Source organism: Streptomyces sp. NPDC051578 (assembly GCF_044454045.1).
In the GTDB taxonomy this organism is placed as follows: domain Bacteria; phylum Actinomycetota; class Actinomycetes; order Streptomycetales; family Streptomycetaceae; genus Streptomyces.
The window spans coordinates 2,376,216-2,388,813 of sequence record NZ_JBITDH010000001.1; the positions used below are offsets into that span (position 1 = coordinate 2,376,216).

General features: G+C 70.7%; 9 protein-coding genes. 7 read left to right on the forward strand and 2 right to left on the reverse strand.

The window, feature by feature from the left end:
- Positions 1–35 precede the first annotated feature (35 nt).
- Positions 36–1,850 (reverse strand): bifunctional metallophosphatase/5'-nucleotidase, encoded by a 1,815-nt coding sequence (locus ACIA6C_RS10845; RefSeq protein WP_399274368.1) that lies wholly within the window; start codon positions 1,848–1,850, stop codon positions 36–38.
- Between the two features lie 118 nt (positions 1,851–1,968).
- On the opposite strand from ACIA6C_RS10845, the gene mshD reads away from it, so the two are divergent.
- From mshD to pstB, 7 genes are all read left to right on the forward strand, one after another.
- A complete protein-coding gene (gene mshD / locus ACIA6C_RS10850) occupies positions 1,969–2,898 on the forward strand; it encodes a mycothiol synthase (RefSeq protein WP_399274370.1) in 930 nt (309 codons plus the stop codon).
- 371 nt (positions 2,899–3,269) lie between these two features.
- Positions 3,270–5,522, forward strand: coding sequence for an RNA degradosome polyphosphate kinase (locus ACIA6C_RS10855; RefSeq protein ID WP_361138287.1), 2,253 nt, complete (start codon positions 3,270–3,272; stop codon positions 5,520–5,522).
- A gap of 10 nt (positions 5,523–5,532) precedes the next feature.
- Positions 5,533–6,432, forward strand: coding sequence for a CHAD domain-containing protein (locus ACIA6C_RS10860; protein WP_399274372.1), 900 nt, complete (start codon positions 5,533–5,535; stop codon positions 6,430–6,432).
- Positions 6,433–7,259: 827 nt separating this feature from the next.
- Positions 7,260–8,399, forward strand: coding sequence for a phosphate ABC transporter substrate-binding protein PstS (gene pstS, locus ACIA6C_RS10865; RefSeq protein ID WP_399274374.1), 1,140 nt, complete (start codon positions 7,260–7,262; stop codon positions 8,397–8,399).
- A 140-nt stretch (positions 8,400–8,539) separates the two neighbouring features.
- Positions 8,540–9,529 carry a phosphate ABC transporter permease subunit PstC gene (gene pstC / locus ACIA6C_RS10870; protein WP_399274376.1) on the forward strand — a complete coding sequence of 330 codons (990 nt, stop codon included), beginning with the start codon at positions 8,540–8,542 and terminating at the stop codon, positions 9,527–9,529.
- Positions 9,529–10,611: a phosphate ABC transporter permease PstA gene (gene pstA / locus ACIA6C_RS10875; protein ID WP_366081687.1), complete on the forward strand. Its 1,083-nt coding sequence runs from the start codon at positions 9,529–9,531 to the stop codon at positions 10,609–10,611. The genes pstC and pstA overlap by 1 nt, the downstream gene beginning before the upstream one ends.
- 32 nt (positions 10,612–10,643) lie before the next feature.
- Complete coding sequence (gene pstB, locus ACIA6C_RS10880; protein WP_399274378.1) at positions 10,644–11,420, forward strand: phosphate ABC transporter ATP-binding protein PstB; 777 nt, start codon at positions 10,644–10,646, stop codon at positions 11,418–11,420.
- Positions 11,421–11,599: 179 nt separating this feature from the next.
- Here pstB and ACIA6C_RS10885 read toward each other — a convergent pair whose 3' ends face one another.
- A complete protein-coding gene (locus ACIA6C_RS10885) occupies positions 11,600–12,598 on the reverse strand; it encodes an inorganic phosphate transporter (protein ID WP_361138295.1) in 999 nt (332 codons plus the stop codon).

Genomic DNA, 12,598 nt, shown 5'->3' on the forward strand with positions numbered 1-12,598 from the left:
GCCACCCGGCCCACCGCCCCTGGTCGTACTGCCCGCTACTTGACGACCGTGATCCGGTCCGCCGCCGGCGGGGCGATCGGGGCCGCCGCCGAGGACTTGTTCAGGTACGCGTTGAAGCAGTCCAGATCGGATGCGCCGACCAGCTTGTTCTTGTGCTCCTTGAGGACGGTGAAGCCGTCGCCGCCGCCCGCGAGGAACTCGTTCATCGCGACCCGGTAGGTCTTGGCGGGGTCGATCGCCGCACCGTTCAGCTTCACCGAGTCCACGACGACGCGGTCCGCGCCCGCCTTCGTCAGGTCCAGCGTGTACGTGAAGCCCTTGGAGACCTGCAGGATCTTAGGGTTGGGCCCGTTGACCGGCCCGGACACCTGCTGCTGGAGCGCGGTGATCAGCTGGGCGCCGGTCAGGTCGACCACGTTCATCATGTTGGTGAACGGCTGGACGGTGTACGACTCCCCGTACGTCACCACGCCGTCGCCCTCGCCGCCGGCGGCCTTGTAGGCCAGGTCCGCGCGGATGCCGCCCGGGTTCATGACCGCGAGCTGGGCACCGCCCTTGTCGGCCGGCGCGAGCGCCTCCAGCTGGGCGTCGGCGATCAGGTCACCGAGCGGCTTCTCCGGCGCCTCCGAGCCACGGCCCGGCACGTCCGCCGAGATGTAGCCCTCGGGGCGGCTCGCGATGGGCGCGGCGAGCGCGTTCCAGCGCTGGATCAGCTCGGTCATGTCCGCGGCCTTCGGCAGGTCCCGGCTGACGACCTTCTGGACCGGCTTGGGCGAGCTGACCGGCGTACGGACGATGTCCTTGGTCTGCCGGTCGTAGGTGAGGGTGGTGTCCGTGAACAGCCGGCCGTAGGAGGCCGCCGAGGTCACCATCCGCGGGTTGCCCGCCGGGTCCGGGATGTTGCAGGCGTACGCCTGGTGCGTGTGCCCCGTCACCAGCGCGTCGACCTTCGGGTCGACGTTCTTCGCGATGTCGACGATGGCACCCGAGATGCCCGCGCCCGCACCGGGCACATTGCAGTCGTAGTTGTAGGCGCCGCTCGCGGGCAGACCGCCCTCGTGGATCAGCGCGACGATCGACTTCACGCCCTGCTTGTTCAGCTCCTCGGCGTACTTGTTGATCGTCTCGACCTCGTCGCCGAACTTGAGGCCCTTGACCCCCTCGGCGGTCACGACGTCCGGGGTGCCCTCCAGGGTCACACCGATGAAGCCGATCTTCACGTCCCCCTTCTTCCAGATGAAGGTGGGCGACATCAACGGACGCTTGGTCTTCTCGTCCGTCACATTGGCCGCGAGGTACTGGAACTGCGATCCACCGAAGGTCTTGCCGTACTCGAAACAGCCGTCGACGGGGTGGCAACCGCCGTACGCCATGCGGCGGAGCTCGGTCTTGCCCTCGTCGAACTCGTGGTTGCCGACGCTGGTGACGTCCAGACCCAGCTTGTTCAGCGCCTCGATGGTCGGCTCGTCGTGGAACATGCCGGAAAGCATCGGGCTGGCGCCGATCATGTCACCGGCCGCGGCGGTGACCGAGTACTCGTGGCCCTTGCGGGCCTCGCGCAGGGCCGACGCCATGTACTCGACGCCACCTGCGGGTATGGCCTTGGTGGTGCCGTCGGCCTGCCGTTCGCTCACGGTGCCGGACGAGCCCTGCGGGGGCTCCAGCGTGCCGTGGAAGTCGTTGAACGACAGCATCTGCACGTCGACGGTGCGGCTCTTGGGCGCACCGCCACCACTGGCGGCACCGGCCGGAAGTGCGGCGGCGACCATCGCACCGGCCCCCGCCGTGAGGGCGAGGGCGGTGAAGGTCAACCGGCGGGCGCGGCGGTGCCGTTGTGGCGTCGCTGACATTTGTTCCCCTTTGTGGACAGCGAGACAACTTGGGAGGTCCGCCGAAGCCTAAGGTCAACGCGCGTAGCGTGTCAGGCCCTAATCGGTTACGGGCAGGTTGCGGTCGTACCGTGGAGTCATGACTGACGCAGCAGCGGCCCTTGAGCCGGGACGGCAGATTGACATCCTCGACGAGCTGACGGAGGAACAGGCCGACGCGGTACTGGCCCTGATCGCTGACGCGGCGCGGAGCGACGGCACCACCGCCGTGTCCGAACAGGGCCGGCTCCAACTCCGCGGCGGACGCCGCGAAGGCATTCGGCACTTCCTCCTCACCGACCGGGAACGGCTCGCCGGATACGGGCAACTGGAGGACACCGACCCGGTGGAGGCTCCCGCCGCCGAACTCGTCGTGGACCCCTCACTGCGCGGCCGCGGCCACGGCCGGGCCCTCGGCTCGGCCCTGCTCGCCGCCTCCGGCAAGCGGATCCGGGTGTGGGCGCACGGCGGCAAGCCCGCGGCCCGCCACCTCGCACAGGTACTCGGCCTGACCCTCTTCCGCGAGCTGCGCCAGCTGCGCCGCCCCCTCGGCCCCGAGGCGCCGCCGCTGCCCGAAGCCGCCCTGCCGCCCGGCGTCACCGTCCGCACCTTCGTCCCCGGCGCCGACGACGCGGCCTGGCTCGCCGCCAACGCGGCCGCCTTCGCCCACCACCCCGAACAGGGCGCCCTGGTCCAGCGCGACCTGGACGACCGGATGGGCCAGCCCTGGTTCGACCCCAAGGGCTTCTTCCTCGCCGAACGCGACGGCGAGCTGATCGGCTTCCACTGGACGAAGGTCCACGCCGACGAGCAGCTCGGCGAGGTCTACGTCGTCGGCGTGCGTCCCGGCGCCCAGGGCGGCGGCCTCGGCAAGGCGCTCACCGCGATCGGTCTGCGCCACCTCGCCGAGGCGGGCCTGCCCACCGCCATGCTGTACGTCGACGCGGACAACCCGGCGGCCCTGGCCGTGTACGAGGGCCTCGGATTCACCACCCACGAGGTGGACCTGATGTACCGCACGGAGAGCTGAGCCGCGCCGGCGCACGCGGTACGGTTCCCCGCACGCCGGGACCCGTACCGCAGGCGGGGGCGGGCGCAGGCGTACGCCCGGACCCGTACCGCAGGCGGGGGCGGGGCAGGCGGGGGCGGCCGCAGGCGTACGCCGGGGGCGCGCAGGTGCGCCGTACCGCGCGCCTGCCACCGCGTGACGGCCGGCGTGCGCCCCGCCGCGCCGGCCCCCGGCCGCGACGTACTCGTGCGCCAGGCGGAGCCTGGAAGCCATGCGCCATTCACCGCCCATTAAGCAGCGCTTGCCAGTCTCCCACCATGCATCCGCGACTCCGGCTGACGGCCGACCCGTCCGACGCGCCTGTCCTTCCCCTCGCGCGGAAGAATGGAGTCATGAGCCACCAGCCCAGCGCAGGCCCCACCGAGGTCCCCGCCCAGCACCCGTCTCACACGTCCCCCGCGGCGAAGACGCGCATAGGCTCCATAGCCGCGCACCGCCCCCACGTCGGTCTCGCGCCGGATCTCGCGCCCGACCTCGACTCCGACCCGGACGCCTACGACGGCAAGGACAGCGACGAGCTGCCCGCCGGCCGGTTCCTCGACCGGGAACGCAGCTGGCTCGCCTTCAACGAACGCGTCCTGGAGCTCGCCGAGGACCCGGCCACCCCGCTGCTGGAACGGGCGAACTTCCTCGCGATCTTCGCCAGCAACCTGGACGAGTTCTTCATGGTCCGCGTCGCGGGCCTCAAGCGCCGCATCGCGACCGGCGTCGCCACCCGTTCGGCCTCCGGTCTGCAGCCCCGCGAAGTGCTGGACCTGATATGGACGCGCTCGCGCGAGCTCATGGCCCGGCACGCCGCCTGCTACCAGCAGGACATCGCCCCGCAGCTCGCCGAGGAAGGCATCCACCTCATCCGGTGGCCCGACCTCACCGAAAAGGAGCAGGCCCGGCTCTTCACCCTGTTCCGCAACCAGATCTTCCCGGTCCTGACCCCGCTGGCCGTGGACCCCGCGCACCCGTTCCCGTACATCTCCGGCCTCTCCCTGAACCTGGCCGTCGTCGTACGCAACCCCGTCAGCGGCCACCGCCACTTCGCGCGCGTCAAGGTCCCGCCGCTCCTCTCCCGTTTCCTGGAGGCCTCGCCGCAGCGCTACGTCCCGCTGGAGGACGTCATCGCCGCACACCTGGAGGAGCTCTTCCCCGGCATGGAGGTGCTCGCGCACCACATGTTCCGCGTCACCCGCAACGAGGACCTCGAAGTCGAGGAGGACGACGCCGAGAACCTCCTCCAGGCGCTGGAGAAGGAACTCATGCGGCGCCGCTTCGGCCCGCCCGTGCGCCTGGAGGTCGAGGAGTCCATCGACCCCGGCGTACTGGACCTCCTCGTGCAGGAGCTCAACGTCAGCGCCGCCGAGGTGTACCCGCTGCCCGGCCCGCTGGACCTGACCGCCCTCTTCGGGATCTCCTCCCTGGACCGGCCCGAGCTCAAGTACCCCAAGTTCATCGCCGGCACCCACCGCGACCTCGCCGAGGTGGAGTCCGCGTCCGCGCCCGACATCTTCGCGGCGCTGCGCGAGCGGGACGTGCTGCTGCACCACCCGTACGACTCCTTCTCCACCTCCGTGCAGGCCTTCCTGGAACAGGCCGCCGCCGACCCGGATGTCCTCGCGATCAAGCAGACGCTGTACCGGACCTCCGGCGACTCTCCCATCGTGGACGCCCTGATAGACGCCGCGGAATCCGGCAAGCAGGTCCTCGTCCTCGTCGAGATCAAGGCCCGTTTCGACGAACAGGCCAACATCAAGTGGGCGCGCAAGCTGGAGGAGTCCGGCTGCCACGTCGTCTACGGCCTCGTCGGCCTCAAGACCCACTGCAAACTGTCCCTCGTCGTCCGCCAGGAAGGCGACCAGCTGCGCCGCTACTCGCACGTCGGCACCGGCAACTACCACCCCAAGACCGCCCGGCTCTACGAGGACCTCGGCCTGCTCACCGCCGACCCGCAGGTCGGCGCGGACCTCTCCGACCTCTTCAACCGGCTCTCCGGGTACTCGCGGCGCGAGACCTACCGCCGGCTGCTGACCGCGCCGAAGTCACTGCGCGACGGGCTCATCGCCCGCATCGACAAGGAGGCCGACCACCACCGGGCCGGCCGCCCCGCGTACGTCCGGCTCAAGATGAACTCCATCGTCGACGAGGCCCTGATCGACGCCCTCTACCGGGCCGCCCAGGCGGGCGTACCGGTGGACATCTGGGTCCGCGGCATCTGCGCCGTACGGCCCGGGGTTCCTGGGCTGTCGGAGAACATCCGGGTCCGCTCGATCCTCGGCCGCTTCCTCGAACACTCCCGGGTCTTCGCCTTCGGCAACGGCGGCGAACCCGAGGTGTGGATCGGCAGCGCCGACATGATGCACCGCAACCTCGACCGCCGTATCGAGGCACTGGTCAGGGTCGCCGACCCGGCCCACCGCACGGCACTGGACCGGCTGCTGGAAACCGGGATGTCCGACGACACCGCCTCCTGGCACCTGGGCCCGGACGGCGAATGGACCCGGCACAGCACCGACTCCGAAGGCCAGCCGCTGCGGCACGTACAGGAGACGCTCATAGACGCCCGGAGGCGCCGGCGTGGCTCAGCCAAACCATGACCATGACCTTATGACGGGGGCCGCGACGGCGGGCGACGTGCTCGGCACGTACCTGCGCTCCCAGGCCACCGCCTTCCTGCGGGCGCTGCGCGTGCACGAGGAGAGCGCGGCCGGCGGCACCGGTCCCGCGGAAGGAGGCGATGCGGCGCGCGGCCTGCGGGGGGCCGCGCGCCGCATCGCCTCCTCCCTGACCACCTTCCGCGCCGTGGCCGAGTCCTCCTGGGCGGACGGGCTGCGCACCGAGCTAGTCTGGCTGTCCTCGACCCTGGCCGACGAGCACGCGTACGCCGCCCGGCTGTCACGGCTGATGGACGCCCTGCACCGGCTCTCGGGCGCGAGCGGCGCGGGGTCCCTGGCGGTGGGCTCGGCGCGGGCGGGCGCGCTGCTGGAGCGCCAGCTGACCCTGGCCCGGACGCGGGCCCACTCGGCGACCCTGTCCGCGCTGGGCTCCTCCCGCTTCCACGCGGTCGCGGACGCGGTGGCGGTCCTCGCCTCGGAGGTGCCGCTGGACCCGGTCGCGGCCCGGGGCCGGGTCGAGGACGTGCTCGTCCCGCTGGCGGAGGTGGCGCGGACCCGGCTGGACGCGGCGGTGGAGGCGCTGCCGCCGCGGCACTCCCCGTACTCCGCGCAGGACGACGGGGCCTGGCACGAGGTGCGGAGGCTGCTGCGGGTGCACCGGTACGCGCGGGAGGCGCTGGGCGGGGAAGTCAGCCGCCTGGCGGTGGCCGGCGAGGCCCTGGACCGCCACCGCGACGCGTCCGAAGCCGCGGCCGCCTCCGCGACGGCGGCCCGCACCCCGCGCATCGCCCCGGCCACGGCCTACGCCCTGGGCGTCCTCCACGCGGACCAGCGCCACGCGGTCGAGGCGGCCCGCCACAGCTTCGAGGCGCTGGTCCCCTGCCTCTCCTGACGCCGCCCGCCCCTCTTCAACGCGGCCCTCGCGCCCCTCGGCCCTGGCGGGGCACCCCTCTCAACGCGCCCCTTGCACCGCACGGCCCTGGCGCGCCTTGCGGGCTTCGGCCCACTGCGCCGGACTCCGTCCGCCGGATCCCGGGGCGGCGCCCCCTGGCACCCTGCGGGCCGGTGGGGATCCCCTGCGGGCCCCGGCGCGCCGTGCCGCCGGACTCCGTCCGCCGGTCCCCAGGGCCCCCGGGCCGGTGCGGGTGGCCCTGCGGGGCTGTCCCCTACCCGCCCTTCCCCCGTTCCCCGGAGCTCCGCCCCGGACCCCGTGAGTCCCGGGCTCCCACCCGGGGGCCCAGCCCCGCTTATCCAGCCCCGCCGGCGATCGAGGCGCACCCACCCAGCCCCGCCGGCGATCGAGGCGCGGGGGCTCGGGGGCCGGCCCCCGCAGCGGCGCCGCAGCCGAGCGCACCGCCGGGCTGCCGCGGCGGGGCGCGCGGCGTCGGAATCCGGCCACCCCCACCACCACCCCGACGGCCGGGGCAAAGTCACGGCGGCATAACGTGCGGGTAACGTCCCGTTACGCCCAGGTACAAGCCCCCCCACCCGCACCGGGCCGTCCGCCACGGTTCACCCCCCGTTCACCAACCCCCGTCGACCGCTTCACCTGTTCTGCCTAATTTCAGTACCGCAAGGTGAAGGCCCCGGTCACGGCACACCGCACACCGCGCACCGCGCACCGCGCAAGACCGCGCCACACCAACCCACCCGTAGTCCTCTTCGCACGCCGCCCCGACAAAGAAAGCGGCCGGCGGCTTCTGGAAGGAACACCCGAAAGTGAAGCTTCAGCGCAAGAGCATGCTTCGTGCCTCCGCCCTCGGGGCGCTCGTCGTGTCCGGCGCCCTGGTCCTCACGGCGTGCGGCTCGGACGACAACACCAAGGCCGACTCCTCCGCGAGCGGCAAGGCCTCCGCCCCCGCTCCCGGCGACATCAAGTGCGACGACGCCAAGGGCAAGCTGCTCGCCTCCGGCTCCTCCGCGCAGAAGAACGCCGTCGACCTGTGGGTGAAGGCCTACATGTCCGCCTGCTCCGGCGTCGAGGTCAACTACAAGTCGTCCTCCTCCGGTGAGGGCATCGTCGCCTTCAACCAGGGCACCGTCGGCTTCGCCGGTTCGGACTCCGCGCTGAAGCCCGAGCAGGTCGAGGACTCGAAGAAGGTCTGCACCGGCGGCCAGGGCATCAACCTGCCCATGGTCGGCGGCCCCATCGCCATCGGCTTCAACGTCGCCGGCGTGGACAAGCTGAACCTCGACGCCCCCACCCTCGCCGCGATCTTCAACGACAAGATCAAGAAGTGGGACGACGAGGCGATCAAGAAGCTGAACCCGGGCGTCACCCTCCCCGCCACCGCCATCCAGGCCTTCCACCGCTCCGAGGACTCCGGCACCACCGAGAATCTGGGCAAGTACCTCAAGGCCACCGCCCCCGACGCGTGGGGCTACGAGGCCGCGAAGAAGTGGCCGGCCCCCGGTGGCCAGGCCGCGTCCGGCTCCGCCGGTGTCGCCTCCCAGGTCAAGGCCGTGGACGGCGCGATCGGCTACTTCGAGCTCTCCTACGCCACCTCGCAGAACATCAAGACCGTCGACATCAACACCGGCGCCTCCGCCCCGGTGAAGGCGTCCGCCGAGAGCGCCTCGAAGGCCATCGCCGCCGCCAAGATCGCCGGGACCGGTTCCGACCTGGCGCTTAAGCTCGACTACACGACCAAGGCCGAGGGCGCGTACCCGATCGTCCTGGTCACCTACGAGGTCGTCTGCGACAAGGGCAACAAGGCGGAGACCCTTCCCACCGTCAAGTCCTTCCTGAACTACACCGCTTCGGACGCCGGCCAGAAGGTCCTGTCCGACAACGGTTACGCGCCGATCCCGGCCGAGATCAACACCAAGGTCCGCGAAGTCATCAAGTCGCTGTCCTAGTCGCTGAACGAGTGAGCCTCGGGGCGCGGTGTCCGGTCCCCGTCCGGACCGGACCCGCCCCCGGGGACCCTCCCCCTTCCACCCGGGGGATCCGGTGCACCGCCGCCAGGGGGCTCGCCCCCGTCCAGACCGGAAAGACCATGGCTTCCACCACACCCACCTCGCTTGACCAGGCTCCGCCGGTCACCACGAGCGCAGGATCCACCGGCCGCGCCGGTGACAAGATCTTCGCCGGGCTCTCCAAGGGCTCCGGCATCCTGCTCCTGGTGATCATGGCGTCGATCGCCGTCTTCCTCACCTACCGCGCCACGCTCGCGCTGTCGAAGAACGAGGGCAACTTCCTCACCACCTTCGACTGGAACGCGTCGGCCAACCCGCCCGTCTTCGGCATAGCCGTCCTGCTCTTCGGCACCGTCGTCAGCTCGATCATCGCGATGGTCATCGCGGTTCCGATCGCCGTCGGCATCGCCCTCTTCATCTCGCACTACGCGCCGCGCAAGCTGGCCGCCCCCCTCGCCTACGTGGTCGACCTGCTGGCCGCCGTGCCGTCGATCATCTACGGCATCTGGGGCGCCCTCTTCCTCGTCCCGTACCTCGGCGGCCTGAACCTCTGGCTCGACGAGTACATGGGCTGGACCTACGTCTTCGACAAGACCCAGGTCGGCGTCGCCCGCTCGCTCTTCACCGTCGGCATCCTGCTCGCGATCATGATCCTGCCGATCGTGACCAGCGTCAGCCGCGAGGTCTTCCTCCAGGTCCCGCGCACGAACGAGGAAGCCGCCCTGGCCCTCGGCGCGACCCGCTGGGAGGTCATCCGGATGTCGGTGCTGCCGTTCGGCCGCTCCGGCGTCATCTCCGCCTCCATGCTCGGCCTCGGCCGCGCGCTCGGCGAGACCATGGCGGTCGCCACCGTCCTGTCCCCGAGCTTCCTGATCTCCGGCCACATCCTGAACCCCGGCGGCGGGACCTTCGCGCAGAACATCGCCGCGAAGTTCGACGAGGCCAACGAGTTCGGGCGCGACGCGCTGATCGCCTCCGGTCTGGTCCTCTTCCTCCTCACCCTGCTGGTCAACGGTGGAGCGCGCATGATCATCGCCCGCCGCAAGGAGTACTCGGGGGCGAACGCCTGATGAGCCACACCATCCAGGACCAGCGGCCCGCCCGGGCGCCCGGGTCCGCCTCCCCCTCCGGTCTGACCCGCGGCGGCCTGCCCCGCTGGGCCCCGGCCGCGATCGCGGCCCTCTCCATAGCCCTCGGCTGCGGCATCGGCGCCGTCTTCGGCCTCCAGAGCAAGATCCAGTGGGGGCTGCTCGCGGCCCTGCTGTTCGTCACGATCACCTACTTCGCCAGCTCGGTCGTCGAGAACCGCCGCCAGGCCAAGGACCGCGTCGCGACCTCCGTCGTCTGGGTCTGCTTCCTCCTCGCGGTCATCCCGCTGCTCTCGCTGATCTGGACCACCGTCGGCCGCGGCATGAACGCCCTCGACGGCGACTTCCTCAGCCACTCGATGAACGGCATCACCAGCTTCGAGAAGGGCGGCGGCGTCTACCACGCGCTGCTCGGCACCATCGAGCAAGTGGGCCTGGCCACCGCGATCGCCGCGCCCGTCGGCCTGCTGACCGCCGTCTACCTGGTCGAGTACGGCCGTGGCTCGCTCGCCAGGGCCGTGACCTTCTTCGTCGACGTCATGACCGGCATCCCCTCCATCGTCGCGGGTCTGTTCATCCTCACGACCTGGAACCTGATGCTCGGCTTCGGCCCCTCCGGCTTCGCCGGCTCGATGGCCCTGTCGATCCTGATGATGCCCGTCGTGGTCCGCTCCACCGAGGAGATGCTCAAGCTCGTCCCGAACGAGCTGCGCGAGGCCGCGCTCGCCCTCGGCGTGCCGAAGTGGCGCATGATCCTCAAGGTCGTGCTCCCCACCGCCATCGGCGGCATCGCCACCGGCGTGACGCTGGCCGTCGCCCGCATCGCCGGCGAGACCGCGCCGATCATGCTGCTGGTCTTCGGTACGCAGCTGATCAACGGGAACCCCTTCGAAGGCGCCCAGTCCTCGCTCCCGCTGTACATCTGGGAGCAGTACAAGGTCGGCAGTGAAGCCTCCTACGACCGGGCATGGGCCGCAGCCCTCGTCCTGATCGCCTTCGTCATGATCCTCAATCTGGTGGCCCGCGGCATCGCCCGCTGGAAGGCCCCGAAGACCGGTCGCTGACGCGCGACCGTATGAAAGCGAAGTGACCCCTCATGGCCAAGCGAATCGACGTCAGCGGCCTGTCCGCCTTCTACGGCAACCACAAGGCCATCGACGACATCTCGATGACCGTGGAGCCCCGCTCCGTGACCGCCTTCATCGGGCCGTCCGGCTGCGGCAAGTCCACCTTCCTGCGCACCCTCAACCGCATGCACGAGGTCACCCCCGGCGGCCGTGTCGAGGGCAAGGTCCTGCTGGACGACGAGAACCTGTACGGCCCGGGCGTCGACCCGGTCGCCGTCCGCCGCACCGTCGGCATGGTCTTCCAGCGCCCGAATCCCTTCCCCACCATGTCGATCTTCGACAACGTGGCGGCCGGTCTGCGCCTGAACGGCAACTTCAAGAGGTCGCAGCTGTCCGACATCGTGGAGCGGTCCCTCCAGGGCGCCAACCTCTGGAACGAGGTCAAGGACCGCCTGAACAAGCCCGGCTCCGGCCTCTCCGGCGGCCAGCAGCAGCGCCTGTGCATCGCCCGCGCCATCGCCGTCGAGCCCCAGGTCCTGCTGATGGACGAGCCCTGTTCGGCGCTCGACCCGATCTCCACCCTTGCCATCGAGGACCTGATCGGCGAGCTCAAGGAGCGCTTCACGATCGTCATCGTGACGCACAACATGCAGCAGGCGGCCCGCGTCTCGGACCGCACCGCCTTCTTCAACCTCGCCGCGGTCGGCCAGCCCGGCAAGCTCGTCGAGATCGACGACACGGACCGGATCTTCTCCAACCCGTCCGTCCAGGCCACCGAGGACTACATCTCGGGCCGCTTCGGCTAGACCCGGACCCCGCGGATGTACTGAGCGTCCTGCGGTGCTGCATGGCGGTGCCACCGCAAGGCGAAAGGGCCGGCTCCCCCTGGGTGGGGGGAGCCGGCCCGCCTTCGTACCGCCTCGTCGCCGGTCGGCGCCGTCATCGCCGCCATCGCCGGCGACGGCGTCATCGCCGGCGGCGCCGGTCAGACGAAGGCCAGGTCCACGATCCAGAAGCACAGCGCGGCGACCATGGCCGCGGCCGGCATGGTGATGAACCAGCCGAGGATGATGTTCTTGGCGACGCCCCAGCGGACCGCGTTGACCCGCTTGGTCGCCCCGACGCCCATGATCGCGGAGGTGATCACATGGGTGGTGGAGATCGGCGCCTGGTACAGGTACGAAGCCGTGTACATGATCGACGCACCGGTCGTCTCGGCGGCGAAGCCCTGCGGCGGGTCCAGCTCGATGATCTTGCGGCCGAGCGTGCGCATGATGCGCCAGCCGCCCGCGTACGTACCGAGCGACAGCATGACGGCGCACGCGATCTTCACCCAGATCGGGATGGGATCGCCCGAACCCTGGACGTCGGCGATGACCAGCGCCATCACCACGATGCCCATGGTCTTCTGTGCGTCCTGCAGACCGTGGCCCAGCGCCATGGCGGCCGCCGAGACGGTCTGCGCGATGCGGAAACCGCGCTTGGCCTTGTGCGGGTTGGAACGGCGGAACATCCACATGATCGCGACCATCACCAGGTAACCCACGACGAGGCCGACGACGGGCGACAGGAACATCGGGATGACGACCTTCTCCAGCACCCCGTGCCAGATGACGCCGATCCCGCCCGCGAGCGCCGCGCCCACCATGCCGCCGAACAGGGCGTGCGAGGAGGACGACGGCAGGCCGAAGTACCAGGTGATGAGGTTCCAGACGATCGCCCCGACCAGCGCGGCGAACAGGATCCACATGCCCCGGTTGCCGTGCGGCGTCTCGATGAGCCCCTTGCTGACCGTCTTGGCCACTCCGCTGCCCAAGAAGGCACCGGCCAGGTTCATCACGGCGGCCATGGCGAGCGCCGCACGCGGGGTCAGCGCCCGCGTCGAGACCGAGGTCGCGATCGCGTTCGCCGAGTCGTGGAAGCCGTTGGTGTACGTGAAGCCGAGCGCGACACCGATGGTCACGATCAGCGCGAAGGTGTCCAC